General features: G+C 63.7%; 25 protein-coding genes. 13 read left to right on the top strand and 12 right to left on the bottom strand.

Annotation, left to right across the window (positions count from 1 at the left end):
- Positions 1 to 177: 177 nt before the first annotated feature.
- Positions 178 to 390 carry a cold-shock protein gene (locus QZZ02_RS08315; protein WP_291843620.1) on the top strand — a complete coding sequence of 71 codons (213 nt, stop codon included), beginning with the start codon at positions 178 to 180 and terminating at the stop codon, positions 388 to 390.
- A 78-nt stretch (positions 391 to 468) separates the two neighbouring features.
- On the opposite strand, the gene QZZ02_RS08310 is transcribed toward QZZ02_RS08315, so the two are convergent.
- On the bottom strand, positions 469 to 1,464 hold the full coding sequence (locus QZZ02_RS08310; RefSeq protein ID WP_291843619.1) for a glycerophosphodiester phosphodiesterase family protein: 996 nt from the start codon (positions 1,462 to 1,464) through the stop codon (positions 469 to 471).
- 62 nt (positions 1,465 to 1,526) lie between these two features.
- On the opposite strand from QZZ02_RS08310, the gene QZZ02_RS08305 reads away from it, so the two are divergent.
- Entirely contained in the window at positions 1,527 to 2,057 is a 531-nt protein-coding gene (locus tag QZZ02_RS08305; RefSeq protein ID WP_291843618.1) for a hypothetical protein, read from the top strand.
- Here QZZ02_RS08305 and QZZ02_RS08300 read toward each other — a convergent pair.
- Positions 2,054 to 2,311, bottom strand: coding sequence for a hypothetical protein (locus tag QZZ02_RS08300; RefSeq protein ID WP_291843616.1), 258 nt, complete (start codon positions 2,309 to 2,311; stop codon positions 2,054 to 2,056). The two genes, QZZ02_RS08305 and QZZ02_RS08300, sit on opposite strands and share 4 nt — an antisense overlap.
- 66 nt (positions 2,312 to 2,377) lie before the next feature.
- Between QZZ02_RS08300 and QZZ02_RS08295 the strand changes: the two genes are divergently transcribed.
- Positions 2,378 to 4,285: a sodium:proton antiporter gene (locus QZZ02_RS08295; protein ID WP_291843615.1), complete on the top strand. Its 1,908-nt coding sequence runs from the start codon at positions 2,378 to 2,380 to the stop codon at positions 4,283 to 4,285.
- On the opposite strand, the gene QZZ02_RS08290 is transcribed toward QZZ02_RS08295, so the two are convergent.
- On the bottom strand, positions 4,273 to 4,452 hold the full coding sequence (locus QZZ02_RS08290; RefSeq protein WP_291843614.1) for a hypothetical protein: 180 nt from the start codon (positions 4,450 to 4,452) through the stop codon (positions 4,273 to 4,275). The genes QZZ02_RS08295 and QZZ02_RS08290 overlap by 13 nt on opposite strands.
- Positions 4,453 to 4,584: 132 nt before the next feature.
- Here QZZ02_RS08290 and QZZ02_RS08285 point away from each other — a divergent pair, with 132 nt between their 5' ends.
- Both QZZ02_RS08285 and QZZ02_RS08280 read left to right on the top strand, forming a co-directional pair.
- Complete coding sequence (locus QZZ02_RS08285) at positions 4,585 to 6,594, top strand: PBP1A family penicillin-binding protein (RefSeq protein WP_291843613.1); 2,010 nt, start codon at positions 4,585 to 4,587, stop codon at positions 6,592 to 6,594.
- A 105-nt stretch (positions 6,595 to 6,699) separates the two neighbouring features.
- The gene (locus QZZ02_RS08280) at positions 6,700 to 8,277 is read left to right on the top strand and encodes a hypothetical protein (protein WP_291843612.1); all 1,578 of its coding nucleotides are present in this window, start codon (positions 6,700 to 6,702) and stop codon (positions 8,275 to 8,277) included.
- Positions 8,278 to 8,360: 83 nt separating this feature from the next.
- On the opposite strand, the gene phaZ is transcribed toward QZZ02_RS08280, so the two are convergent.
- Together phaZ and QZZ02_RS08270 are read right to left on the bottom strand one after the other, a co-directional pair.
- Positions 8,361 to 9,623 carry a polyhydroxyalkanoate depolymerase gene (gene phaZ / locus QZZ02_RS08275; protein ID WP_291843611.1) on the bottom strand — a complete coding sequence of 421 codons (1,263 nt, stop codon included), beginning with the start codon at positions 9,621 to 9,623 and terminating at the stop codon, positions 8,361 to 8,363.
- Positions 9,624 to 9,669: 46 nt separating this feature from the next.
- Entirely contained in the window at positions 9,670 to 10,302 is a 633-nt protein-coding gene (locus tag QZZ02_RS08270; RefSeq protein WP_291843610.1) for an SCO family protein, read from the bottom strand.
- A gap of 151 nt (positions 10,303 to 10,453) precedes the next feature.
- On the opposite strand from QZZ02_RS08270, the gene QZZ02_RS08265 reads away from it, so the two are divergent.
- Positions 10,454 to 11,776 carry an ActS/PrrB/RegB family redox-sensitive histidine kinase gene (locus QZZ02_RS08265; RefSeq protein ID WP_291843608.1) on the top strand — a complete coding sequence of 441 codons (1,323 nt, stop codon included), beginning with the start codon at positions 10,454 to 10,456 and terminating at the stop codon, positions 11,774 to 11,776.
- 38 nt (positions 11,777 to 11,814) lie between these two features.
- Positions 11,815 to 12,366, top strand: a complete 552-nt coding sequence (locus QZZ02_RS08260; RefSeq protein ID WP_291843606.1) for an ActR/PrrA/RegA family redox response regulator transcription factor — start codon at positions 11,815 to 11,817, stop codon at positions 12,364 to 12,366.
- Here the strand turns inward: QZZ02_RS08260 and QZZ02_RS08255 are convergent.
- Positions 12,363 to 13,109, bottom strand: coding sequence for a DUF1223 domain-containing protein (locus tag QZZ02_RS08255; RefSeq protein ID WP_291843604.1), 747 nt, complete (start codon positions 13,107 to 13,109; stop codon positions 12,363 to 12,365). The genes QZZ02_RS08260 and QZZ02_RS08255 overlap by 4 nt on opposite strands.
- 82 nt (positions 13,110 to 13,191) lie before the next feature.
- Complete coding sequence (acnA, locus tag QZZ02_RS08250) at positions 13,192 to 15,867, bottom strand: aconitate hydratase AcnA (protein WP_291843601.1); 2,676 nt, start codon at positions 15,865 to 15,867, stop codon at positions 13,192 to 13,194.
- Positions 15,868 to 16,028: 161 nt separating this feature from the next.
- On the opposite strand from acnA, the gene ccmA reads away from it, so the two are divergent.
- The 6 genes from ccmA (at position 16,029) to QZZ02_RS08220 (ending at position 19,762) form a co-directional block, all read left to right on the top strand.
- The gene (gene ccmA / locus QZZ02_RS08245) at positions 16,029 to 16,682 is read left to right on the top strand and encodes a heme ABC exporter ATP-binding protein CcmA (RefSeq protein ID WP_291843600.1); all 654 of its coding nucleotides are present in this window, start codon (positions 16,029 to 16,031) and stop codon (positions 16,680 to 16,682) included.
- Positions 16,679 to 17,347: a heme exporter protein CcmB gene (locus tag QZZ02_RS08240; protein ID WP_291843598.1), complete on the top strand. Its 669-nt coding sequence runs from the start codon at positions 16,679 to 16,681 to the stop codon at positions 17,345 to 17,347. Before ccmA ends, QZZ02_RS08240 begins: the two co-directional genes overlap by 4 nt.
- Positions 17,348 to 17,395: 48 nt before the next feature.
- Positions 17,396 to 18,247 (top strand): methyltransferase domain-containing protein, encoded by an 852-nt coding sequence (locus QZZ02_RS08235; RefSeq protein ID WP_291843596.1) that lies wholly within the window; start codon positions 17,396 to 17,398, stop codon positions 18,245 to 18,247.
- Positions 18,248 to 18,354: 107 nt separating this feature from the next.
- Positions 18,355 to 19,104, top strand: a complete 750-nt coding sequence (gene ccmC / locus QZZ02_RS08230; protein ID WP_291843595.1) for a heme ABC transporter permease CcmC — start codon at positions 18,355 to 18,357, stop codon at positions 19,102 to 19,104.
- Entirely contained in the window at positions 19,101 to 19,256 is a 156-nt protein-coding gene (ccmD, locus tag QZZ02_RS08225) for a heme exporter protein CcmD (RefSeq protein ID WP_291843594.1), read from the top strand. The genes ccmC and ccmD overlap by 4 nt, the downstream gene beginning before the upstream one ends.
- Positions 19,253 to 19,762 carry a redoxin family protein gene (locus tag QZZ02_RS08220; RefSeq protein WP_291843593.1) on the top strand — a complete coding sequence of 170 codons (510 nt, stop codon included), beginning with the start codon at positions 19,253 to 19,255 and terminating at the stop codon, positions 19,760 to 19,762. Before ccmD ends, QZZ02_RS08220 begins: the two co-directional genes overlap by 4 nt.
- Here QZZ02_RS08220 and QZZ02_RS08215 read toward each other — a convergent pair.
- The 5 genes from QZZ02_RS08215 to mtaB form a co-directional block, all read right to left on the bottom strand.
- The gene (locus tag QZZ02_RS08215; RefSeq protein ID WP_291843591.1) at positions 19,759 to 20,373 is read right to left on the bottom strand and encodes a MarR family winged helix-turn-helix transcriptional regulator; all 615 of its coding nucleotides are present in this window, start codon (positions 20,371 to 20,373) and stop codon (positions 19,759 to 19,761) included. The two genes, QZZ02_RS08220 and QZZ02_RS08215, sit on opposite strands and share 4 nt — an antisense overlap.
- An 84-nt stretch (positions 20,374 to 20,457) precedes the next feature.
- On the bottom strand, positions 20,458 to 21,105 hold the full coding sequence (locus QZZ02_RS08210) for a septation protein IspZ (RefSeq protein ID WP_291843590.1): 648 nt from the start codon (positions 21,103 to 21,105) through the stop codon (positions 20,458 to 20,460).
- 21 nt (positions 21,106 to 21,126) lie between these two features.
- Positions 21,127 to 21,975 carry a DMT family transporter gene (locus QZZ02_RS08205; RefSeq protein ID WP_291843589.1) on the bottom strand — a complete coding sequence of 283 codons (849 nt, stop codon included), beginning with the start codon at positions 21,973 to 21,975 and terminating at the stop codon, positions 21,127 to 21,129.
- Between the two features lie 3 nt (positions 21,976 to 21,978).
- Complete coding sequence (ftsY, locus tag QZZ02_RS08200; RefSeq protein WP_291843588.1) at positions 21,979 to 22,908, bottom strand: signal recognition particle-docking protein FtsY; 930 nt, start codon at positions 22,906 to 22,908, stop codon at positions 21,979 to 21,981.
- Positions 22,905 to 24,239: a tRNA (N(6)-L-threonylcarbamoyladenosine(37)-C(2))-methylthiotransferase MtaB gene (gene mtaB / locus QZZ02_RS08195; protein ID WP_291843587.1), complete on the bottom strand. Its 1,335-nt coding sequence runs from the start codon at positions 24,237 to 24,239 to the stop codon at positions 22,905 to 22,907. The genes ftsY and mtaB overlap by 4 nt, the downstream gene beginning before the upstream one ends.
- Between the last annotated feature and the right edge of the window lie 38 nt (positions 24,240 to 24,277).

Genomic DNA, 24,277 nt, shown 5'->3' with positions numbered 1-24,277 from the left:
GGAATACTGATTGCCTGCCTGATGCCTGTTCACGCTTGGCGTGTGCGGGAACACATCGGGCCCAGAGACTTCAGCCTTCCCCGACTTTCTACGTCCGTAATACCGGTGTCAGGACGCTGACACTGACTTCAATTTTTGCCCGGACGCGGGGCATGCATACTGGGAAGGTTCCCTCTAATGGCTACAGGTGTTGTTAAATTCTTCAACCAGAGCAAAGGCTTTGGCTTCATCACTCCGGACGAGGGCGGCGATGACGTCTTCGTGCACATCTCTGCCGTCCAGGCTTCTGGTCTGCCGGGCCTGAGCGATGGCCAGAAAGTCTCCTTCGAAACCGAGCCGGATCGTCGCGGCAAGGGCCCGAAGGCGGTTGACCTGCAGCTGGCCGACTAAGGCAGTTCAGGGATCGCAAGATCTAAGGAAGTGGCGCAGAGCATCAGCTCTGCGCCACTTTTTTTTGTGTGGGCTCGCCTAGCCACCGTCCACGGCGTCGCGGACTCGCACCGCCGTTGCCGGAAAATCCGTGAACACGCCGTCCACCCCCAGCGCAAAGATGCGCTGCAACTCGTCCTCGATCGTGACGCCTTCGGCAACCGGAACATCGTCGCGGAAGGTCCATGGATGCACGGCCAGCCCCAATTCATGGGCGCGGGCAATGAAGCCGGTATCCTCGCCGTCGGCGGTGATCACGAGCGCCTTGGACGGGCCGACCCCGTCCGCGAAGGCGGACAGGTCGGCGAGCGATACAGTCGGCTGCAGCGGATCGGCTTCCGGGTCGAGCTCTTGCATCGGGAAGACCAGCATCAGGAGCGGTGTGTCGACCTCGCCATTGAGGCGAGCGAGAAAATCCGGTTCGAAGCACTGGATCGCCGTGGTCGCATCGGCACCATCCAGTCCGCGCTCCCGCAGGATGCGCACGAGCTCGGGTAGCGGGTCCAGGCCGAGCGAGACGAAATGGCCAGGTACCTTCACTTCCGGCTCGGTGCGAACGCCATGCGTGGCCGCGAGGTCGAGCACTTCCTCGAAGGTCGGGATCAGAAACTGGTCATTGAAACCGGGATCGCGCTGGGGCCAGGGTTGGCGGGCCCGCAAGGTGCGCAGCTCTGCGAGCGTGAAGTCTTCCACCCACCAGTCGGTCTGCCCGCCCTGGGCGCGGCGGCGATCAGCGAACGCCGGATGGTTCGCGACGTCGGTCGTGGTCGAGAGATAATGGTCATGGCGGACCACCAGAACGCCATCTGACGTCATGACCAGGTCAGGTTCGATGACATCGGCGCCTTGCTCGATCGCCAGGGTATAGGCTTCGAGCGTATGCTCGGGGCGTTCGCCGCTGGCGCCGCGATGGGCAATCACCAATGGGGCTTCGCCATTCAGGGTGTTCCAGACATGTGGCGGCGCGGTCTCGACCGCCGGAGAGCAGGCCGTCAGGCCAGCCAGTATCCCGACACCCATCAAAATTTGTCGCATCGACCCCTCCCCTTTACGGTACCGGCACATTAGCCTGCGCCGGAAGCCCAGGGGAGTGACAAATGCGCGACAAGACCCGGTTTGACGAGCTCGCCGATGTGGCCGAGCGCTATGGCGAGTACTCGCTGGAAAATTATGCGGTGATCCGCTCGGTCGCGGAGAATATCTCGACCGGCTTCTGCCGCTTCCTCGGCTCGGAAGGCAAGATTTGCGTCCACCTTGTCCCGCCGCAGGGCGCCTGGTCGCCCCAGCCTTACCGGTCAGGCGCCTTTTCGGTCTCGGGAAGCGGTTTCCTGCCATTGGGACCGATCAGTTTCGGTCTGGCGGTACGGGTATCACGGACCGGCGACTGGACCCGGCTTGTCCTGGGCTGCACGAAGAAGGGCCACCATGTCGAGATCGCAATAGCGGACGGGCCGGTCTTTGATCTCGACCTGCCGCTCGATGAGGCTGCGCTTGATACCGTCTTCGTGCGCCTGCATGATCATCTGATGCGCTGGTTCGGAGACCAGGCTGATCTCTACGAGAATGGCGATTATGGCGGTCGGGCCATCGGCTTCGACCTGATCCATTCCGACGACGGATCGTCCTAGGCGAACAGGCCGCTGACAAGACCGGCGACAAGCTCTGTGCCGGAGCCGAGAAGGCCGGAGCCGAGAAGGCCCGCACCGCCGAGCAGGCTGACAAGGAAGCCCGTCGCCATGCGGCGCCGGAAGGCGAATGCGCCTGCCCAGCGTGCCAGTGCGAAAGCATTTCCGGCGCCAATGAGGGCGATCGGACCGCCTATGCCCAGCGCAATGAGGAATGAGATAAGGGCCAGTTGGGCCTCGTGTGGCAGGGTGTCCATTTTTGCCTCCCCAGGTCTGTCGCCGCCGGGGCGACGAATGGAACGAAACGCGCTAACACGAGGGTCATGATAGAGACCGCTCCTGACCTCATCCTGACCATCGCGCTCATCGCCGGTTCAGGTATCGCTGCCCAATGGCTGGCATGGCGCCTGCGCTGGCCATCCATCGTGCTGATGATGGGGGCGGGTCTAATCCTGGGGCCGATCTGGGCTTTTGCCGCCGGCGCACCACTGGTGCATCCCTCTGCGGTGTTCGGGGACTATCTGCGCCCGATGATCGCGCTTGCCGTCGCTGTGATCCTGTTTGAGGGCGGGATCACGCTGAATTTCCGCGAGCTGCGCGATGCGTCCGGCCCGGTGCGCCGCATGGTCTTCCTCGGCTATCCGCTGGGCTGGGCCGGGGCGGTTCTGGCACTGCACTATGTCGCCGGCCTTGCCTGGGACCTGTCAGCGATGATCGGGGCCTTGCTGACGACCACCGGCCCGACGGTCGTCCTGCCCTTGTTGCGACAGGCCAAGTTGCCGACCCGCATCGCCTCGGTCCTGAAGTGGGAGGGCATTGTCAACGACCCCATCGGAGCGTTGTCCGCTGTGTTTGTCTTCGAGGCGATCCGCCAGACCGCCATGGGGCAGGACTGGGTCCAGGCGGGTCTCGCCCTGGCTTTCGGTGCCGTGATCGGCGCCGCGCTGGGCTTTGGATTCGGTGCCGGCCTCTCGCGTGCCTTCCGCCGTGGATGGGTTCCGGAACCGATGAAGGCGCCAATCGTTCTTGCGTCTGTCCTGGTTTGTTTCGCGGCTGCGGATGCCCTGGCCAACGAGACCGGTCTTGTCGCGGTGACCCTTTTCGGCCTTGTCGTTGCCAATTCGCGACTGGCCTCGATCGAGGAAATGCGCCGCTTCAAGGAAGGTATTGCCTCGATTCTGGTCGCCAGCGTCTTCGTCGTTCTCGCCGCAGAGCTCGCGCCGGCTGATCTGCTGGCACTGAACCGATGGCACCTCGCCTTCGTGGCGGTCTTCATCCTGCTGGTCCGGCCGCTTACGGTGGCACTGGCAACCCTGGGCTCGGGCCTCGATCTCAAGGAGACGGCCTTCATCGGGATCATAGGCCCGCGCGGCGTCGTGGCCGCCGCGGCGGCCGGCCATTTGGCCGCCAGTCTGATCGAGGTCGGGCGGGAGGATGCGGCCATCCTGGCCCCGCTGGTCTTCATCACCATCTTCATCAGCGTCTTCGGTTGCGGATTCGCGGTCTCACCGCTGGCCCGACTGCTCGGCTTGTCTCAGAGCGGCCCCGAACGCTTGCTCCTGGTCGGCGCCAATCCGTGGAGCCTTGGTCTGGCGGATGCGCTAAAAAAGGCCGATGTGCCTGTTACCATTGCCGATACCAGCTGGCGCCGCCTGCGCGCGGCGCGACTGGCCGGTCATGACATCCACTATGGTGAAGTCCTGTCGGAAGCCGCGGACTGGCGCCTCGAGCCGGCGCGGTTCTCGGCATTGCTCGCGGCATCACCCAATGATGCCTACAATGCGCTTGTGTGTATCGATTACGGCCCGGAAATGGGGCGAAGCCGGGTTTTCCAGCTGTCCGGGTTTGACGGGCCGATTGATGCGGAAAAGGTCGAAGACGATCCACGCGCCATTGCCTTCACCGCGCGAGGACGAACCCTGATCCGGCGCGGTCGCGGCTATGACAGCCTGGCACGGGACTGGTGGCAGGGCTGGCGTTTCCGGAACACCAAACTGTCTGAAACCTATCCGCTATCGGCTTATCTCGACGATGTCGGGGAGATGCCGGACCTGGTGATCGCGCGATTGCCAAACGGCACTTTCCACCTGCTGGGGTCCGGTCGCGAGGCGCCGTCCCAGCCGGGAACCATCCTGATACGCTTTGCACCGCCCGGTTCCGGGCAGGCAGACGCCAGCGACACCGGGGCCGATCAGCCCGAGGACGCTGTACTGTCGGATCAGTCGTCGTAGGGCTGGGAGCCGCCCGGCGTTGCGCCGCCGCAATAAGGCCAGTTATCGGCATTGGGGTCGCCATGCGGGCAGACCGAATCCGTTCCTTCATAGATCGCGATGCAGCCGGACAGGCTGGCAGCGCCGAAAAGCACGGCAAGGACAAGAAGTGAACGCTTGACTGACATGGTGAGGCCCCTCTTCGGCCATATCGTGCAGTCAGCCTTGGGCAAGTGCAAGCCCTGAAAGCGTGTTCCTTCATGGGGAATTAACCCCGTTGCTGGCAGATGAAACCACCGGTTTTGCGACGAGGATCGAGCATGGCCCGCCGGCCCGGAAAGTCCCAAGCAGCGGAACGCGCCCGCTCTGCCGCCCCCTCGCGGCTGCGGCGTCGGCAAACGCGCCGCAAGACCTCATCGAAAAAGGGCTTTCCTTGGTTCCGCGCGGCCGCGTGCCTGATGGTGATCGGTGGTCTTGTTGTTGGTGGCTGGCTGGTGTCCATCGCCCGCGACCTGCCAGATACCAGCGGGCTGCAGGCGGTGGAGCGGACCGCGACGATCACCTTTCTTGATCACAATGGCGCGCTGATTGCCCGACGCGGCTCGGCGCATGGACATGAAGTGACCGTCGAGGAGTTGCCGGCCTATCTCGTCGATGCGGTCCTTGCGGTGGAAGACCGTCGCTTCTACAGCCATCCGGGCGTCGATCTCATCGGCCTCGCCCGGGCCATGGTCGCAAATCTGCGCGCAGGCCGTGTCGTCCAGGGCGGTTCGACCCTGACCCAGCAGCTGGCCAAGAACCTTTTCCTGTCGCCGGAACGGACCCTGCGCCGCAAGGTGCAGGAGATGATGCTCGCCTTCTGGCTGGAAAGCCGGTTCAGCAAGGACGAAATCCTCGAACTCTATCTCAACCGGGTCTATTTCGGAGGCGGCGCCTACGGCGTGGAAGCGGCATCCCTGCGCTACTTCTCGCGTCCGGCCAGTGAACTCGGCCTCGGCGAAGCCGCGCTGCTGGCCGGGCTCCTCAAGGCGCCGTCGCGCTACAGCCCGGTCAATGACGCCCAACGCGCTGCGGCGCGTGCGACGGTCGTGCTAGATCTGATGATGCAGACCGGGCGGATTACCGAGCAGGAACGGGTCGAGGCCGCCCAGACCCCGATCCGGGTGTCGCGTGGCGCATCCAGCCAGGGGGCCCAGTATTTCATCGACTGGACGGCGGAGCAGGTTCGGGGCATTGCCGGTCTCGGTCATGATGACTTGATCGTTTACACAACGCTGGATGTTGACGCCCAGCGCTCTGCCGAGCGTGCCATCAACATGATTCTTGATGACGAGGCCCTGGCCGCCGGCGCCAGCGAAGGCGCCCTGGTATCGCTCGCCCACGACGGCGCTGTAAGGGCCATGGTCGGCGGCCGGTCCTATGCCCGGTCCCAGTTCAATCGGGCCGTGCTCGCACAGCGGCAACCGGGTTCGGCGTTCAAGCCGTTCGTCTACGCCTCGGCCTTCGAAGCGGGCCTGACGCCGGAAGACAGGCGCAATGATGCGCCGGTCCGGATCGGTGACTGGGCACCCCAGAACTATAACGACGAGTATCGCGGCGAGATGACGCTGCGAGAGGGTTTCATCCGTTCGTCCAATTCGATCGCCGTCCAGATCGCCGAGGAGACCGGCCGGGGGCATGTCGCACGCCTGGCGCGACGGCTGGGCGTCGAGAGCCCGATGCGGGTTGATCGATCTCTGGCGCTTGGCGTGTTCGAAGTGACGCCGCTCGAACTGGCAAGCGCCTATGCGCCTTTCGCCAATGGTGGCCTCCGGTCCGCCGCCTACGGGATCGACCGAATTGAAACGGCAGCGGGCGAGCCTGTCTTTGCCGCCGCGGCCTCAGGCGGTGAACTGGTTCTCGATGCGCGCACCCAGGCCCGGATGCGCGACCTCTTCCTGACCAATGTGCGTCAGGGGACCGGCCGACGCGCTGACGTGGCCGGGATGATTGTTGGCGGCAAGACCGGTACCACGAACGATTTTCGCGACGCCTGGTTCGCCGGCTTCAACAGCGAACTGGTGACGGTCGTCTGGACCGGCAATGACGATAACTCGCCGACCGCTCGTGCGACAGGCGGCGGACCGCCGGCGCGGATCTTTCAAGCTTATCTGGGCGGGGCGCCGAGAACCGGCCTGGCCGCGCGTCAGACCGAAGCGGTGGCACCGACGCCTGTGCCGACCATCGAATCCCTGCTCCCGCCCGAGGCCAGTGTCCGACCCGAGCCGGCAGAGGAGCCCGATGAGGACCCGATCGGCGCCTTCCTCGCAGGTCTGGGGGGACGGGACTAGCCGATAATCCCCCCCAAAAAGCACTGTGTTTCAGCGACGTGTCGCATTCGTGGTGTTAAACTGGCGACAGAGGGACGTTGAAACACCCATCGATGAGGGGTCACCATGAGATACAGCCTGCTTTCTGCCGCTGCTGCGGCCAGTGTCATCGCCTGCATGTTGCCAGCCGGCAGCGTCGAGGCCCAGAGCCGCGCCGCCGCCGAAGCCGCCATGGCACGGATGGGTCTGGACGGCTCCAATGAAACCGTGAGCTATGAAAGCGTCGATTTTCGAAGCGGGCGCTACATCCTCAATGATGTAACATTCACCGATCCGGATGCAGGTGGCATGCGCGAGGCAGACGGGCCCGATTCGGTGCACATTGACCGGATGGTCTTCGAGGCCCTGCGCCTCGCCCCGAATGGCGATGTTCTCTTTGACGGCTTGGCGCTGGAAGGTCTCCGTGTCACCGACACCACGGACGGAACCGCGATCCGGCTCGATCGGATCTCCATCGACGGGCCGAATGCGGCGATGACGGCTGATTTTGGTCGTGCCGTTGCCGGTGAGAATGATGACGATTACGATCCGGCCTGGAACACCTATGAATTCGATGCTTTCCGCCTGGAAGGCCTTGAAGGCGCGGGCGCGGAAGACGGCGGTCTCTTTGAATTCAGCCTCGATCAATTCGTCGTCGAGAATTATTCCCGTATCGAGTTGGGGCGCCTCGCCCTGATCGGCTTTGCCTTTTCCGGAGCGGATGAGACCGGGGACGATATCACGGTCAGTCTCGGCGAAGTCTCCATGCTTGGCTTCCAGACTGCGGCCTATGCGGACATGATGGATGCGGCGGCATCCGGTGCCGAAGAGTCCGCTGTAATGGATGCGTACTATCAGAGCGCGTTTCTGGCGCCGATTGACCTGTATGACAGCGTCGCCGTTCGCGACATCCTCGTGGAAGCCTCCGGTGTCCATTTCTCGATGGATTACCTGACCGCAGAGATGGAGCGTCAAGGGTCCCGCGTGTTGAGCACGGCAGCGCTCGGGTCGGCAATGCTGATCCCGGACCCGACCAAGCCGGGCGGCGCGCAGCTCGCCATGGGCCTCGGCATGCTGGGTTATGACCAGCTCGAACTGAGCATGGCGGCCAACTCGATCTATGACGAAGATACCGGCCGCGCCTACACGACCGGCGACAACTACATCGAGCTGACTGACGGCCTGCGCCTTGAAATGGGGCAGGACATCTCGGGATATGATGCCTATCTGGCCAACATGCCCGGCGCGATGACAGCCCTGACCGATGCGGAAGATGCCGGCGATGAAGCCCAATTCAACGCGATGGCGGAAATGATGGCGCCGCTCCTGATCAACAATATCACGATGCGGATTGTTGATCTCTCCATCCTGGATCGCGCACTCGAAGCCGGTGCTGCGGCGCAGGGGCTCACCAAGGAAGAGTTGCGCGTGCAGGCGGGCGCCATGATGGGCATGGGCCTGATGGCGGCTCCGCCGGAAATTCCCCGCCCGGTCCTGGCTGAACTGTCCACCGCGCTGACCAATTTCGTCAATCAGGGCGGCAGCCTTCACATCGAGATGTCGCCACCGACGCCGCTCAGCATCGGCGCCATGCTCGACGACATGAAGACCGGCTCGTTCGACTACGCCTCGCTTGGTCTCAGCTTCACGTCGGAAGCGCCCTGATCCGATCATGTGAACCGGAATGAAGAAGGCGCCACCCGGTCCGGGTGGCGCCTCTTTTCATGTCGGTATCTGCCGGACCGAGATCAGCGCGCGTCGAGCGCCGCCTGTCCGGTTTCATCCATGAAAGCCTTCATGCGTGGCGCAATCTGCTCGCGGAAGCGGCGGCCGTTGAACACGCCGTAATGGCCGACATCCGGCTGGACCCAGTCCGATTGCAGGTGTTCAGGCAGCGCTTCGCACAATGTGTGGGCGGCCTGGGTCTGTCCGATACCGGAAATATCGTCATTCTCGCCTTCCACCGTGAGCAGGGCGATATCGCGGATCGCAGACGGGTCCACCTTGCGGGCGCCATGCATCTGTTCGCCGCGGGCCAGCTTGTGCTCCTGGAAAACGTCCGTGATTGTCTGCAGGTAGAATTCTTCCGACAGGTCCATGACGGCGAGATACTCGTCATAGAAGGTGCGGTGCTTGTCGGTGCTGTCACCATCGCCCTCAACAAGCTGGGTGAAGAAATCCCAGTGGGCATCGACATGGCGTTCCAGATTCATGTTCATGAAGCCGGCCAGCTGCAGGAAGCCCGGATAGACCCTGCGGAATGCGCCTGGATTCGGCGCCGGAACAGTGTGGATGAGATTGCCGGCAAACCAGTCGAAGGGTTTCTCCTCGGCCAGCTTGTTGGGCACCGTTGGCGACAGCCGGGTGTCGATCGGTGAGCCCATGAAGGTCATCGATGCCGGGCGGGCCGGATCATTGTCCTCCGCCATCATGGCGATCGCGGCCAGCGTCGGAGGTCCGGGCTGACAGACAGCCACCACATGCAGGTCGGGCCCGAGCAGGGTGATCATCTCGCGTATATAGGTGGTGAATTCGTCAAGATCGAAGCGGCCATCGGTCACCGGCACCATCCGGGCGTCCTGCCAGTCGGTGATATAGACCTCGCTGTCGGGCAGGAAGGCTTCCACCGTGCCGCGCAGCAGGGTTGCGTAGTGACCGGACATGGGCGCGACGAAGAGGACTTTGCGATCCGGCGTGTCGCCGCGCGCCGCGACAAGCGCATCCTGGTCGCGCTCGAAATGCACAAGCGAGCACCAGGGCCTGGTCCATACGACCGTTTCGGACACGCCGACGTGCCGGCCCGCGATCTCGGTATGGTCGAGCATCCATTCCGGCTTGGCATAGCGCCGGGTCACGGACTCAAAGAGTTCCGCAGCGGCAGCCATCGTCCGCCCGGCCATTGTCTCGCCCATAGGATTCATGGGCGAGCGCATCATCTGGCGCGTTGCATTCGCCGCGGCGCGCCAGGGCGTTATCGCCAAACGATTGAATTCATAGACGCTGTAAAGCATGAGCTCTCCTCGCGCCGGCGCCGAAGGCCGGCACTGTTCCGGATGACTATCCGGGATTTTCCTCAAGGAAGTCTTGCAGGCGGAGCGCGAGGTCGCGCGGGTCTACGCCTGAGGTGAAGACATCAACAAAAGCCCCGTCGCCGTCCATCAGATAGATAATCGAGCTGTGGTCCATCAGATAATCACCGCTGCCATCATCCTCGGCGCGTTGATAGACAACACGATAGGCACGGGCGACTGCAGCGATTTGTTCCTCTGTCCCGGTCAAGCCGACAAGGCCGTCCGGGAAGGCCGGCGAGCTGACATAGCTCGCCATCTGCTGATATGTATCGCGCTCGGCATCGACGGTGATCAGGATCGGCTGGATGCGCGCGCGCTCGTCGGCTTCAAGCTGATCCATGGCAGCCGCCATCACCTGAAGCGAGAACGGGCAAACGTCAGGGCAGTAGGTGTAACCGAAATAGATCAGCATCGCCTTGCCGGCATAAGTCTCCTGCGTCACCGTTGCACCGGTCTGGTCGATCAGTTCGAACGGACCGCCGACCAGCGCCTCGCCGCTCGTGCGGACCTCGGCGCGGCGCTCCTGCCGCTCGCCACCTCGGGATAGCAGGACGCTGAAAACCAAAACCAGGACAACTGTTGGCGCTGCGATCAGCAGCCATAGCATTGGGCGCGGCATTCTCACTCCTTGGCGGGGTCACCCGTGCTGTTCGGGCGCCGACGAAGCATGTTAGTCAGTAAGCGTCGGATTTGCTGCGAGTGCGAAGGTAGGGGCTAGCCTGCGCCCTGTCCATCGCCGGACGCGGTCACACAATCGGGAGGCCTGATTTATGAGCGAAAGTGACTGGGACCCCTATGGCGGTGATGCACATCTGACCCCGGTATTTGGCCGCCTGCGGCTTCGCACCCTGGTCATGTTGCGCTGGCTGGCGGTCGGCGGACAGTCCGTCACCATTCTGATCGTGCATTTCCTGGCCGGATTTGAACTGCCGATCGGATTGTGTCTCGGCCTCATTGCCCTCAGCGCCCTGGTCAATACCTGGCTCACCCTGGCAGTCCCGCCGCAGAAATTTGCCCGTGACTGGGAGGCTTTCGCCCAGCTTGGCTTCGACGTCCTGCAGATGTGTGCGCTGTTGATGCTGACCGGCGGCCTGCAAAACCCGTTCATCGTGATGCTGGCAGCGCCGATCATCATCGCCGTCGCCGCCTTGCCACCGCGGTGGTCGGCGGGAGTTGCCGGCATTGCCTTGGCCGGTACCGGCGCAATGTGGCTGTGGAGCCTGCCTCTGCCCTGGTATGGCGGCGCGGTGCTGGACCTTCCCGGCATGTATGTTTTCGGCCTCTGGGCGGCGATCTTCATCGCTGTCGCTTTCACGGCTGTCTATTCCTGGCGGGTCAGCCATGAGGGCAAACGCATGGCGACGGCGCTGGCGGCTACCCAGAGCGTCCTGTCGCGCGAGCAGCGCCTGTCGGCGCTGGGCGCGCTTTCCGCGGCTGCGGCCCACGAACTGGGCACGCCGCTGGCGACCATCCAGCTGACGGCGAAAGAGATGTTGCGCGAAATCGAGGCCGGCACCCCGCTCAGCGAGGATGCCGAGCTGCTGGTCACCCAGGCCCGCCGCTGCCGCGACATACTGAAGCGGTTGGGCGAGGTCCAGGAAGCGTCCGATGAGCGCCATGACCGGATCGAATTCGCTGCCGCGCTGGAGGAGGCCAGCGTTCCGCTGCGCGGTCTTGGCCCGGTTGTCACCGTGGAGCTCTCCGATGCCGGTGATGGCGATCCGCCTGTGCTGCGCCGCATTCCGGAACTGCTCTACGGGATCGGAAACTTCATTGAGAATTCGGTTGATTTTGCGGTCTCCCGTGTTGTCGTGGAAGGCCGATGGGATCGCAGCAATATCTATGTACGCGTGGTCGATGACGGCCCCGGCTTCACTTCCGACATTCTGTCCAAGATCGGTGAGCCCTACGTGACGACCCGGTCCGGGACGCCGGGCCAGGGCGGACTCGGTCTGGGTGTCTTCATTGCCAAGACCATGATCGAGAAAAGTGGCGGCGTGGTGCGTTTCGACAATGCTCCTTCGCCGGGCGGGGCTGTTGTCGCAATCCGCTGGCCGCGCAAACGGGTAGAGGCGCCGCCCGCACTGGGCTAGAAATTGGAACAAGACCAAGAATTCGTGAGGACAGACAGTTGAGCGAGATCGAATACGAACTTCCCGAGGACAAGTCGCTGCTTATCCTCGATGATGATGCCCCGTTCCGGACCCGGCTGGGACGCGCCATGACCGGCCGCGGTTTCGTCGTGTCTGCCGTCGGCACCGTGGACGAGGCCAGGGAAGTCGCAAAATCCAATCCGCCGGCCTTTGCCGTGCTGGACCTGCGACTGCAGGACGGGGACGGGCTGGACGTGGTCAAGGCGTTGCACGCCTCACGCGCCGATTGCCGCGTCGTGATGCTCACCGGTTATGGCAATATCGCGACGGCTGTCGCGGCTGTGAAGGCGGGGGCGGTGGATTATCTGTCCAAGCCAGCCGATGCCGACGATATCATCAAGGCGCTGCTCGCTCATCCCGAAGACAAGCCGGAACCGCCGGAAAACCCGATGTCGGCCGATCGCGTGCGTTGGGAGCATATCCAGCGCGTGTTTGAACTGTGTGATCACAATGTTTCTGAAACCGCCCGGCGACTGAACATGCATCGCAGGACATTGCAGCGCATCCTGGCCAAGCGCGCACCGCGCTAGCGACCCGCAACCTCGCTGGGAGCAACCCGGGCATAGCCGTAGATCGGCCCGCCATTGGCGCCTTGGACGATGGCGACCGTGCCATACCGGCGAAAGCTCTCGCCGGTGAAGCTGGCCGGTCCGCCCGCCCAATTGCCGAGATATGTGAGACTCTTGACCATGTTATAGTGGAGCATGTCGAGGCCTTCGTTTTCGCCGGCACCCACCGTGACCGAGGCCCAGCCCGGCGAATAGGCGACCAGCCAGACATCGAGATCCTCTTCCGGTGCCTCACCGTCGAGCGAGATGCGGAAGGACCCGAAAGGTCCGTCTGAAATCCGGATGACCGGGCTGTCCGGCATCGCCGTCAAGCGGTCGCTCACCGCATCGCCCACGGCATCCTGTTCCCAGCCGGGCGCGTCCGTAACGCCATCGACGACAAAATGCGGTGTGTAGAGGCGTGGCACGTCGAGCCGGGGCAGGTAGGTGCGCTGGCGCTGGACGTATTCAGGGCGGGCATAGGTGTCTGTCCAGCCATACATGTCCCAGTAGGACACCGCGTAGGCGAGGACGAAGACATGCTCACGCTGATCGAGTTCGCCCAGATAGCGGTTGGCTTCCGGGCACAGGCCGCAGCCCTGGCTGGTGAAAAGTTCGACCAGCACGGGGCGTTCCTCAGGCGGAGCGTCGTCCTGGGCCCAGCCCTGATCGGCCAGGGCAGGCAAGCCGAACGCGGCCGCGAGAAGGACGGGAAGCCATTTCATGGCGTCTAGATAAGCATGCCCGCCCGCATCATCCAATCAAATGGGCGTGACGCGGGCGGGAGCTCGTCTTTGGCCGGCCTGACTAGGAGGCTGCGAGATTGCGCAGCACGTAGTGCAGGATGCCGCCGTGGCGGAAGTATTCCAGCTCGTTCTCGGTATCGATCCGGGCGCGGGCCGGAGCGGTCTTCACCGTGCCGTCTGGGAAGGTGATCTCGACCGTCATCGCGGCGCGCGGCTCAAGGCTTTCAATGCCCTCGATCGTTACCGTCTCGTTGCCGGTCATGCCCAGGGCTTCCCAGCTGCCGCCATCCTCGAACTGCAGGGGCAGCACGCCCATGCCGATCAGGTTGGAGCGGTGGATACGCTCGAAGCTCTCTGCGATCACGGCCTTGACGCCCAGCAGACGGGTACCCTTGGCAGCCCAGTCGCGCGACGAGCCTGTGCCGTATTCCTTGCCGCCGAACACGACCAGCGGCGTGCCTTCGGCCTGGTGGGCCATGCAGGCGTCAAAAATGTCGACCTGCTTGCCGTCCTTCAGGGTATAGCCGCCCTCGACGCCATCCAGCATCTTGTTCTTGATGCGGATATTGGCGAACGTGCCGCGCATCATCACTTCGTGATTGCCGCGGCGCGAGCCGTAGGAATTGAACTCGAGAACCGGCACCTGACGTTCCTGCAGATAGCGACCGGCCGGGCTGTCGGCCTTGATGGAACCGGCCGGCGAGATGTGGTCGGTCGTGATCGAGTCGCCGAACAGGCCCATGATCTTTGCGTTGATGACATCGCCCGGACTTTCCGGATCCATCGTCATGCCTTCGAAATAGGGCGGGTTCTGCACATAGGTCGAGGTGTGATCCCAGGCATAGGTCAGGCCACCGGAAACCTCGATACCGCCCCAGGCATCATCGCCCTTGAAGACGTCGGCATAGCGCTTGGCGAACATGTCCGGGGTCACCGAGGTGCGAACCACTTCGGCGATTTCGGCGGAGCTCGGCCAGATGTCCTTGAGGTAGACGTCATTGCCGTCCTGGTCCTGACCCAGCGGGTCGGTGACCAGATTGACCTTCATCGAACCGGCCAGCGCATAGGCGACGACCAGCGGCGGCGAGGCCAGGTAGTTGGCGCGCACATCCGGCGAGATCCGGCCTTCGAAATTGCGGTTGCCCGACAGGACGGAGGTCGCGACGAGATCATTCTCGTTGATCGTCTTGGAGATCGCCGGCGGCAGCGGGCCGGAATTGCCGATACAGGTCGTGCAGCCATAGCCGACGAGGTCGAAGCCGAGTGCGTCGAGATCGTCATTGAGGCCGGCGCGCAGCAGATAGTCGGTCACGACCTGCGAACCCGGAGCCAGCGAGGTCTTCACCCAGGGCTTGGTCTTCAGGCCCTTGGCCACGGCATTGCGGGCCAGCAGGCCGGCGCCGAGCATGACGGACGGGTTTGACGTGTTGGTGCACGAGGTGATGGCGGCGATCGCAACATTACCATTGGTGAAGGCGTAATCTTCGCCCTCCACCGGAGCGGATTTGTCCAGCTCGTCACCCTTGCCGTACTCGCTTTCCATGATGCGGGCAAAGCCGGCGGCGGCGTTGGAAAGCTCGATCCAGTCCTGCGGTCGCTTGGGGCCGGAGACCGCCGGGACGACCGTCGACATATCAAGGTGCAGCGTGTCGGTGAAGACCGGGTCGGCATCGTATTCCGGACGGAACATGCCCTGGGCCTTTGAATAGGCCTCGACCAGGGCGACGCGCTTGTCGTCACGGCCGGTCGCCGTGAGGTAGGCCAGCGTCTCGTTGTCGACCGGGAAGAAGCCGCAGGTCGCACCGTATTCCGGGGCCATGTTGGCGATGGTGGCCTCGTCTTCCAGCGACAGATGGTCAAGGCCGGTGCCGTAGAATTCCACGAACTTGCCGACCACGCCCTTCTTGCGGAGCATCTCGACGACCTTCAAAACCAGGTCAGTTGCGGTGGCGCCTTCCGGCAGCTTGCCGGTCAGTTCAAAGCCGATGACTTCCGGGATCAGCATGGAGACCGGCTGGCCGAGCATGGCCGCCTCTGCCTCGATGCCGCCGACACCCCAGCCGAGAACGGCGAGGCCGTTGATCATGGTGGTGTGGCTGTCGGTGCCGACGCAGGTGTCAGGATAGGCGATAGTCTCGCCGTTTTCTTCCTTGGTCCAGACGGCCTGGGCGAGGTTTTCCAGATTGACCTGGTGGATAATGCCCGTGCCCGGCGGGACAACGCGGAAATTGTCAAACGCCTTGGCGCCCCATTTCAGGAATTTGTAACGCTCGCCATTGCGCTCGTACTCGCGCTCGACATTCTTGGCGAAGCTGTCGGCCTGGCCAAAATTGTCGACCATGACCGAGTGGTCGATCACGAGGTCGACCGGGACTTGCGGGTTGATACGGTCCGGGTCGGCGCCAAGCTTGGTCGCGGCATCGCGCATGGCGGCGAGATCGACCACGGCCGGCACACCGGTGAAGTCCTGCATGACCACGCGGGCCGGGCGGTAGGCGATCTCATGGGTCGACTTGCGGGTCGTCAGCCATTCGGCCATCGCCTCGATATCGGCCTTGGTGACGGTCTTGCCGTCTTCAAAGCGCAGCAGGTTTTCCAGAAGCACTTTCAGCGAGCCCGGCAGGCGGGAAACCCCGGCCAGCCCGTTCGCCTCGGCGACCTTCAGGTCATAATAGGCATAGGTCTCACCAGCGGCGGTGAGGGTGCGTTTACAGGAAAAACTGTCGAGAGAGGCCATATGCGTCGTCCTCATGGGGTCAGGGGTAAAATACCCGGTGGGGAGGCGGGCCGCAGTTTACGGCCACATGTTTTGGCGGGTTTTAGCCGGACATTCGGTCTGCTGCAATGCGGCGTTCCGTGCGTTGACGGATGGGGTGCTCTCAGGCGACATGCAGAACCATGTCGAGCCAGACCCAGATTTTCCCCGACATGCCCGCGCTTTGCCCGGAAACGCTTTGTGTTTCCGGCCTGTCACTGGCGCGCGGCGAGCTCACCCTGGTGCGCGATTTCAACCTTGATCTCGCGCCGGGCGAGGCTGTGTTGATGAGCGGGCCGAACGGCACCGGCAAGACCAGCCTGCTGCGGGCCATCGCCGGCTTCATCCGGCCAGAGGCCGGAACTATCCGTATTGGCGAGCATCCACCCACCATCGCAGCGGCCGAACGCCTGGCCTGGCTGGGTCATGCCGACGGGCTCAAGCCCGGGGAAAGCCCTCGCCAGGCGCTTCGCTTCTGGGCGGCCATGGCGGGGCAACCGCGAAAGGCGATCCTGCCCCTGATGCGGGCACTGGCAATCGAGAGCGTGATCGACCGGCCCGCCGGGCGATTGTCGCGCGGCCAGCAACGCCGGACTGCCCTGGTGCGTGTGGCCCTCGCCAATCGCCCGATCTGGCTGCTCGACGAACCGGCCGGTCCGCTCGATGGTGGCGGGCGAGCCCGCCTTGCTGACCTGGTCGCCTGGCATCGGTCGCGCGGCGGCAGTGTCATTGCGGCGACCCACCAGATTCTCGACTGGCCGGATGCCCGCCGGATCGATCTGGGGACGCACCGATGAATGCGCTGGGCGCGGTCTTTGCGCGGGAAGCGCGACTGGCCTGGGCGGGCGGTGGCGGCGCGGCCGGACCGGCCGCCTTTTTCCTCGCCGCGATTACGCTCGCCCCGCTTGCCATCGGTCCGGCGCCCGACCTGCTCATGGCGATCGGTCCCGGGATCATGGGGTTTGCGGCGCTGCTCTCGGTCCTGCAATCAGCAGACCGGCTGTTCGGCGATGATCATGCTGACGGGACGGCTGAGCTCTACCTGCTCAGCGGTGCCACACCGGCCTGGCTGGTCCTGGCAAAGGTCATGGGACAAGCGGTCGCGACACTGTGGCCCTTGCCGGTCATCGGCCTGCTGGGCGCCTTGATGTATGGCGTCCCGGTCGAGACAGCATTGGTGGGCGCTCTTGCCCTGCTCGCCGCCATCCCGGCGCTGTCTTTGATTGCCGGATTTGCCGGAGCGCTGGCTGCCGGGATCCGCCGGAGCGGTTTGCTGATCGCCTTGATCGCCACGCCGATGATGGTGCCGGTGCTGATTTTCGCAGCTGGCGCCGGGCGTTCTGCCTTCGAGGGCGACGAGAGGGCCGTGGCGAACCTCCTGCTGACCCTGGCTGTTTCGCTGGGCACGACGGCGCTGACGCCCTTCGGGATTGCCGGAGCGATCCGAAGTCGGCTTGGCTAGCAAAATTGTTCATGATACTGCGCGCCTCGGTCGAAGGGGATTAAGGCGATGGGTGTTGTGATAGCTCTCAAAAAGCTGGTTCACGCCTGGATGCCTCGCAGGCTGGTGAATTTCGTCTGGAATCTGTCGAGCGATGTGAAGGATCTCATCGAGGGGCGCCGCAAATCGGCCAAGCCGCAGCCGTGGCGCGTCTTGCACAATGTCGGCGGCGGCGATTTCCACGCCACCGGTCGACATTTTTTCTCGCTTTTCTCACAGGCGGTGAATTTCAGGCCGTCGGACCATGTCCTTGATCTGGGCTGCGGAGCAGGACGGCTGAGTTTCCCCATTGCAGAGGCCTTGGATGAATCGGGCCGCTACACGGGTTTCGACCTTTCAGACAGCGCGTTGGGTTTTGCCCGCAAGCATGTGAAAAGCCGAGGCTGTGTCGATTTTTTTCGGTCGGACGTCAAAAGCGCAGAATATGGTGCCAGTGGCATGAATGCCCACCAGTACCGTTTCCCGGCCGAGGATGGCTCAATCGACGCGGCGCTGGCGATTTCACTCTTCAGCCATTTGCTGCCGCTTGATGCTACGCACTATCTCGCTGAGACCGGTCGGGTCCTGCGTCCGGGCGGCCGCCTGTTTCTGACAGGTTTCCTCATCGAGAATGATCAGTTGCCTGATTTGACCCGGCCCGACCGCAAGTTACCGATGGAGGCGTTTTCAGCCGGGGTCTGGGCGGCCGATATTCGTCACCCGGAGCGTGCGATCGGCTTCGAGAAGGCATTGTTTGACGAATGGATCGAAGCGGCGGGTCTGGTCTGGGCAGCGCCGCCGGTACGCGGCTTTTGGTCTCGCACTGAAGCAGTGGGCAATTTCCAGGATGCGATCACTCTTGAAAGGCGCGCGACCCACTGACAGGCGGCGCTTCCCGCCGCTCTGGCCTCGAACCTGCGCGTGTTCGGCCAGAGCTGTATTTTTTGCCGCACTTGCCGGTTTGTCAGTCGCGAAGTAATCAGCCAAGCATGCTGTCCTATTTCTCCAACCCTCAGCGCTTTGACCAGCTCGCCCGCGTCCTGATCCCGATCTTTGGCGGGCTGGCGCTTGTGCTGCTGGGCGTCGGTGTGTGGCTGGCCCTGTTCAACTCGCCGCCGGACTACCAGCAGGGCGAGACGATCCGGATCATGTATGTGCATGTGCCGGCCGCCTATATGGCGATGGCGCTTTATGTGGCGCTGGCGGTGGCGAGCTTTGTCTATTTCGTCTGGCGTCACGCCCTGGCCGATACGGCGGCGGAGGTGATCGCGCCGATCGGAGCGGTTTTCACCATGCTCGCCCTGTTCACCGGCTCGCTCTGGGGCAAGCCGATGTGGGGGACGTGGTGGGAATGGGATGCGCGGATGACCTCCGTGCTCGTCCTGTTGCTGGTCTATCTGGGCTATATGGCCCTGCGAGCCGCGCTTGAGGATTCCCAGCAAGCCGCCCGGACCGGTGCCATCCTGGCCATGGCGGGCATCATCAATCTGGTCATCGTCAAATTCTCGGTCGACTGGTGGTCGAGCCTGCACCAGCCCGCATCGGTCATCCGGCTGGATGGGCCGACCATTCATTCCAGCCAGCTCTGGCCACTGGCGATCATGGCGCTCGCCTATACCTTCCTTGCCGGATGGCTGGTGCTCTACCGTCTTCGCAGCCAGGCCCTGCGCCGCCGTGCCCGCGCGCTGCAGCGTCAGCGGGACCAGTTGGCGCGGCAGCGCGAGGAGGCTGTGTCATGAGTGATTTCCTCGCAATGGGCGGCTATGCGGGCTTTGTCTGGCCGACCTGGGGTATCTCGGTACTGGCGATCGGCGGACTGGTGATCCACGCCCTGCTCGAGCGCCGTGCCGCGCGCGAAGCCCTACGCCGGATCGAGGAGGACGAGGCGTGATCCGGGCTGTCCGGATTGCCGCCTGGCTCGCCGTTATCGGATTGGTTGGCTTGATTGGATGGCGGTTTCTGATCGCTGACCAGGTCCCGCCGCCAGCACCCTTGCCGCGTCTCGAAATGTCAGAACTGGACGGTCGCCCGGCCTTCGCGCCTGAAAGCATTGAAGGCCCCTGGCTGCTCAATGTCTGGGGCAGCTGGTGCGCACCCTGTCATGCCGAACACCCGGTCCTGATGGCGCTGCGCAGCGAAGGTATTGCGATCTATGGTCTGAACTGGCGCGACAGTCCGGAGGATGCCAATCGCTTCCTTGACGATCTGGGCAACCCGTTCGTGGCGGTGATGCAGGATCGCGACAATCTTTCCGTCATGGCGCTGGGGATCAGCGGTGCACCGGAGACGCTGGTCGTGATGGACGGGCGAGTTCTGGCCCGCTGGCCGGGCCCGTTGACCGCCGATGCGCTGCGCCAGACCATTTATCCGGCCATCGATCGCGCCTTGAGCGACTAGGCGTTGACCGTGTCGGGGGCTCCGGCGGGGTGCGGCTTGGTCTTCTTGCCCTTTTTCTCGGCCTTCTTGGCCTTGTCCTTGGCCTTGTCCTTGGCCTTCTTTTTCGCCTTTCTCTTCTTTTCCTTGGCTTTCAGCTTGGCCTGTTTTGCCGCTTCCTCGCCCTTCTCCAGCGTCTCCGCGATCCGGCGCAGGGTTTCGATGAAGCTGGCGCGCTTGTTCTTGGGTAGGGCAGACAGGATGGTCTTGTCGGCCTCCATCGCTCCCAGCGTCGCAACATCCAGCAAGGCGCGCCCGCTATCGGTCAGCTTGACCGCATTGGCGCGCGCGTCGTCAGCCAGTTTCTCGCGTTCCAGCAGGCCGTTCTTGACCATGCGGGCAACCAGTTCGGCGAGCGTGGACCGGTCTATCCCGGTCGATTTGACGAGCTGGGTCTGGGTCAGGCCTTCTTCCTGCGCGGTCGCGTGCAGAACGGCGAATTGTCGCTGAGTCAGCTTGGCTCCGGCCATCGCCTTGGTGAAGCGTTCGGCGGCGAATTGCTGGGACCGATGAAGCAGGTGGCCCGGTGAGTCGGACAGGTCGAAGCTTTTGATGTCGTGCTTGTCGTGCGCCATGCCTGCCCCCGGCTGTTCGGGAATTCATCCTAGGGCGGATTTATAACGCGAAAATGACAAATGTCCGAACACGGAGTGTCGCGCTCAGGCCTCGGGCAGATCAGCCTTTTTCGGCTGGTTCTTGAGGACGAGCGGCATTTGCGACGCGGCAAAGGCGATCGACAGGACCATTACGCCCAGCTTGGCGTTTGACCAGAAGGCCTCACTCAGTTCCAGGCCGGCAAACCAGCGCGCGCTTTCCGGTACGACGCTGTCCGTGATGTGGCGCCACATCACCTCGTTGAGCCCGGCCAGGAACTGGAACCATAGCGCCCAGCGGATGGCGAGCAGCATCCAGGCCCGGTCTGTCAGTTCGAAGATATGGCCGAAGAAGACCTTCCAGATGTTGTGACCCAGCGCGAGACTCACCAGCACCAGATAGGACAGGAAGAGGTTGATGATTGTCGGTTTGGCGTAGATGAAAATCGGATCCTGCAGGAAAATGCCGAGCGCGCCGAAGAAAAGCACGATCACAGTCGTGAAGACCAGCATGGGCGGAACGCGTTTTTCTATCCGGATCGACATCACCAGGGCGATGGTCGCGGCGAGCATGTAGGCTCCGGTTCCGATATAGATCGCTTGGTCGGCTGCAAACATGCGCGCGACGTTGTAGACGATGATCCACACCCCGATCGGGCCGGCGTCTATGAGAAGGCGCGAGCTCTGCTCGGTCGTGTTCTGGGTCTGGGCCAAGGTCGGCACTCCGTTTGCGGTCTACATCACCTGAAGCAATACGAGCCCGGCAGCAAGGCAGATTGCAAGTGCGGTGCGCCGTGCACCGAAAGGTTCCTTCAGCACGAGCGCGGCCAGGATGGCCCCAAGCACGATGGAAAGTTCCCGCAGTGCCGCCATGGGCGCCACCGGCGCATGGGCGTAGGCATAGAGCGCCAGGCCATAGGTCGCGAGGTTGAACCCCATGCACATCAGGGCCGGTCTCGTTTCCTGGCGGGCAATGGCGAGGAAGCGTCCGCCGCGCCTGGCGATTGCCGTCGGAAGGATGGTCAGGCCGGACAGGACGAAGAACCAGCCGAGATAGATGAAAAGCCGGCCCGATGTGCGCACGCCGGCGGCATCGATCACCGTATAGCTCGCGGTCATGCTGGCGGCGGCGAGCGCCAGCAGGAGAAGTTTCAGCTTCGGACGGGCATTCTTCTCCGGCCAGGCAAAACCGATAAGTGCCGCCGTCGCAACGCCCAGCCCCGCCACCTGCCCGAGCGAGACGGTCTCACCCAGGAAGACGAAGGCAGCAATCGCGGCGAGCGCCGGCGCGGCGCCGCGCATCACCGGATAGGCGAGATTCATCTCGCCCTCGTTGAAGGCAGCAATCAGCAGCATGTTGAAGGCCCAGATCACCACCGCGCCGGCGAGCAGGAAACGCCAGACTTCCCAGGGCGGGATCGGCTGGAACAGGAGCCAGGGAAGGATGAGAACGGCGAGAAAGCCCTGGGTCAGGCCGCGAAAGACCAGCCGGTCGTTGGCCTTCTTGGTCAGCAAGGTCATGATCGCGTGTGCCAGAGCGGAGCCAAGCATGGCCAGGGTGGCGAAGGCGATCGGGCTGTCCACGCGCTAGCTGTCCAGCCCGGCCAGGGCGCGCGAGAAGTCGCGGGCCGAGAAGGGCTGCAGGTCGGCCTCGCCTTCGCCAATGCCGATATAGTGGATCGGCAGCTGGAATTTCTCGGCCACCTGGACGAGCGCCCCGCCCTTGGCGGTGCCGTCCAGCTTGGTCATTACCACACCGGTCACTTCGGAGGCCTCGAGAAAGGCCTGGGCCTGGGAGACGGCGTTCGAGCCGACCGTGCCGTCCAGCACCAGGACGACGTGGTGAGGTGCGTCCGGCATGCGCTTCTTGATGACGCGGACGACCTTCCTGAGCTCGTCCATCAGCTCGGCCTTGTTCTGCAGTCGGCCGGCGGTGTCGATCAGCACAACGTCATGGCCGCCGCGTTCGGCCTGGTCGATCGCATCGAAGGCGAGACCGGCGGCGTCGGCACCGATTTCACGCTTGATGACCGGTGCGCCCGCACGTTCGCCCCAGATCGTGACCTGTTCGATCGCCGCCGCCCGGAAGGTATCACCGGCAGCCAGGACGGGATTGCGACCCTCCCGCTTCAGCTTTACCGCGATCTTGCCCAGCGTGGTGGTCTTGCCGGACCCGTTGACCCCGACAAAGAGCACGACTTGCGGACCTGTCCCGGTCAGGACGAGCGGTTGCTCGAGCGGCGCCAGTGTTTCGGCGACCACCTCGGCCAACGCTTCGCGGACCTCCTCGTCGGAGACTTCCTTGTCGAAACGGTCCCTGGCGAGACGTTCGGTCACCCGCGCTGCCGCCACGGCGCCGAGATCGGCGGCGATGAGCACATCTTCCAGCTCGTCCAGCGCTTCGCGGTCGAGCTTGCGCTTGGTGAAAATCGCACTGACGCTCTCGCCCAGCCGCGACGAGGAGCGTTTCAGCCCCTGCGCCAGCCGGGAGAAGAAACCGGGCTTCTTCTCGCTCATCCGGTGATGACCCCCTGCAATTCCCGCCCGTCATGCCCGGATATCGCGATATCGACAAGCGCACCGGGACGCGGGAAGTCAGCCTCCGGGATGCGGATGCCGGCAAAATTACCGGCGCGCGCAAAGCCGGGCTTTTCCACAAGAGCCGCTTTTTCGACGCCGATCATGCCGTCGAGATGGCGTGCAAGAGCTTCATCGGCCTTGGCCCGAAGCCGGTTGGCGCGGTCCTTGATGACGCTGCGGTCAAGTTGCGGCATGCGCGCGGCCGGCGTGCCCGGGCGCGGCGAATAGGGGAAGACATGCAGATAGGCCAGACGGCACTCGTCGACGAGCCGGATCGAGTTCTCGAACATCGCTTCGGTCTCGGTCGGGAAACCGGCGATCATGTCGGCGCCAAAGGCGATCTCCGGGCGGGCCGACTTGAGCCGGTCGCACAGGGCAATGGCGTCGTCGCGCGAATGGCGGCGCTTCATGCGCTTGAGGATCATGTCGTCGCCAGCCTGCAGGGAGAGGTGCAGATAGGGCGCGATCCGGGTTTCGCCGGTGACCGCCTCGAACAGGGCCTCGTCGATCTCGATCGCATCGATCGAGGACAGGCGCAGGCGTGGCAGATCAGGCACATGCTTGAGGATGGACTGGACCAGGCGCCCCAGCGCGGGCGTTCCGGGCAGGTCATCACCCCAGGAGGTGAGATCGACTCCGGTTAGCACGACTTCGCTGTGACCACTGTCGACGAGGGTCTTGATCTGGTCGACCACTTCGCCGGCCCCGACAGAGCGCGAATTGCCACGGCCATAGGGGATGATGCAGAAGGTGCAACGATGGTCGCATCCGTTCTGGACCTGGACATAGGCGCGGGCGCGACCCTCCATGCCCTCGACCAGATGCCCGGCCGTCTCGGTCACGCTCATGATGTCGTTGACACGAACCTTTTCCGTGCCGCCGAGCAGGTCGGCAGGGCGATAGGTCTCGGCCTTGAGCTTTTCGTCATTGCCGATGACCCGGTCGACTTCCGGCATCTTGCCGAACATGTCCGGGTCGACCTGGGCGGCGCAGCCGGTGACGATGATCTGCGCGCCGGGATTGTCGCGACGGGCGCGTCGGATGTGCTGCCGGGCCTGACGCACGGCCTCATTGGTCACCGCGCAGGTGTTCACGAGGATGGTGTTTGTCAGCCCCTGCTCGCGGGCATGCTTGCGCATGACCTCGCTCTCCCAGGCGTTCAGCCGGCAGCCAAAGGTGAGAATGTCGAGCCCGGCTTCGGTCTCGACCGGCCGCGTCGGCGGCGTGTCGGCACCGGAAGCGGCCGGATTGTCATCATGCGCGCTCATGGAGAGCGGATAAGTGGTGGAGTGGCGGCAAATCGTCA

The sequence above is a fragment of the Maricaulis sp. genome, from assembly GCF_015665295.1.
Classification (GTDB): Bacteria; Pseudomonadota; Alphaproteobacteria; order Caulobacterales; family Maricaulaceae; genus Maricaulis.
Note: the sequence above shows the minus strand (reverse complement) of the source record. Positions and strands in the feature narration are given on the sequence as shown.

Excerpts from the sequence above, each read along its gene's own strand:
- QZZ02_RS08315 (WP_291843620.1), top strand. The coding sequence starts at position 178 with ATGGCTACAGGTGTTGTTAAATTCTTCAACCAGAGCAAAGGCTTTGGC.
- QZZ02_RS08310 (WP_291843619.1), bottom strand. The coding sequence starts at position 1,464 with ATGCGACAAATTTTGATGGGTGTCGGGATACTGGCTGGCCTGACGGCC.
- QZZ02_RS08305 (WP_291843618.1), top strand. The coding sequence starts at position 1,527 with ATGCGCGACAAGACCCGGTTTGACGAGCTCGCCGATGTGGCCGAGCGC.
- QZZ02_RS08300 (WP_291843616.1), bottom strand. The coding sequence starts at position 2,311 with ATGGACACCCTGCCACACGAGGCCCAACTGGCCCTTATCTCATTCCTC.
- QZZ02_RS08295 (WP_291843615.1), top strand. The coding sequence starts at position 2,378 with ATGATAGAGACCGCTCCTGACCTCATCCTGACCATCGCGCTCATCGCC.
- QZZ02_RS08290 (WP_291843614.1), bottom strand. The coding sequence starts at position 4,452 with ATGTCAGTCAAGCGTTCACTTCTTGTCCTTGCCGTGCTTTTCGGCGCT.
- QZZ02_RS08285 (WP_291843613.1), top strand. The coding sequence starts at position 4,585 with ATGGCCCGCCGGCCCGGAAAGTCCCAAGCAGCGGAACGCGCCCGCTCT.
- QZZ02_RS08280 (WP_291843612.1), top strand. The coding sequence starts at position 6,700 with ATGAGATACAGCCTGCTTTCTGCCGCTGCTGCGGCCAGTGTCATCGCC.
- phaZ (WP_291843611.1), bottom strand. The coding sequence starts at position 9,623 with ATGCTTTACAGCGTCTATGAATTCAATCGTTTGGCGATAACGCCCTGG.
- QZZ02_RS08270 (WP_291843610.1), bottom strand. The coding sequence starts at position 10,302 with ATGCCGCGCCCAATGCTATGGCTGCTGATCGCAGCGCCAACAGTTGTC.
- QZZ02_RS08265 (WP_291843608.1), top strand. The coding sequence starts at position 10,454 with ATGAGCGAAAGTGACTGGGACCCCTATGGCGGTGATGCACATCTGACC.
- QZZ02_RS08255 (WP_291843604.1), bottom strand. The coding sequence starts at position 13,109 with ATGAAATGGCTTCCCGTCCTTCTCGCGGCCGCGTTCGGCTTGCCTGCC.
- acnA (WP_291843601.1), bottom strand. The coding sequence starts at position 15,867 with ATGGCCTCTCTCGACAGTTTTTCCTGTAAACGCACCCTCACCGCCGCT.
- ccmA (WP_291843600.1), top strand. The coding sequence starts at position 16,029 with ATGTCGAGCCAGACCCAGATTTTCCCCGACATGCCCGCGCTTTGCCCG.
- QZZ02_RS08240 (WP_291843598.1), top strand. The coding sequence starts at position 16,679 with ATGAATGCGCTGGGCGCGGTCTTTGCGCGGGAAGCGCGACTGGCCTGG.
- QZZ02_RS08235 (WP_291843596.1), top strand. The coding sequence starts at position 17,396 with ATGGGTGTTGTGATAGCTCTCAAAAAGCTGGTTCACGCCTGGATGCCT.
- ccmC (WP_291843595.1), top strand. The coding sequence starts at position 18,355 with ATGCTGTCCTATTTCTCCAACCCTCAGCGCTTTGACCAGCTCGCCCGC.
- ccmD (WP_291843594.1), top strand. The coding sequence starts at position 19,101 with ATGAGTGATTTCCTCGCAATGGGCGGCTATGCGGGCTTTGTCTGGCCG.
- QZZ02_RS08215 (WP_291843591.1), bottom strand. The coding sequence starts at position 20,373 with ATGGCGCACGACAAGCACGACATCAAAAGCTTCGACCTGTCCGACTCA.
- ftsY (WP_291843588.1), bottom strand. The coding sequence starts at position 22,908 with ATGAGCGAGAAGAAGCCCGGTTTCTTCTCCCGGCTGGCGCAGGGGCTG.
- mtaB (WP_291843587.1), bottom strand. The coding sequence starts at position 24,239 with ATGAGCGCGCATGATGACAATCCGGCCGCTTCCGGTGCCGACACGCCG.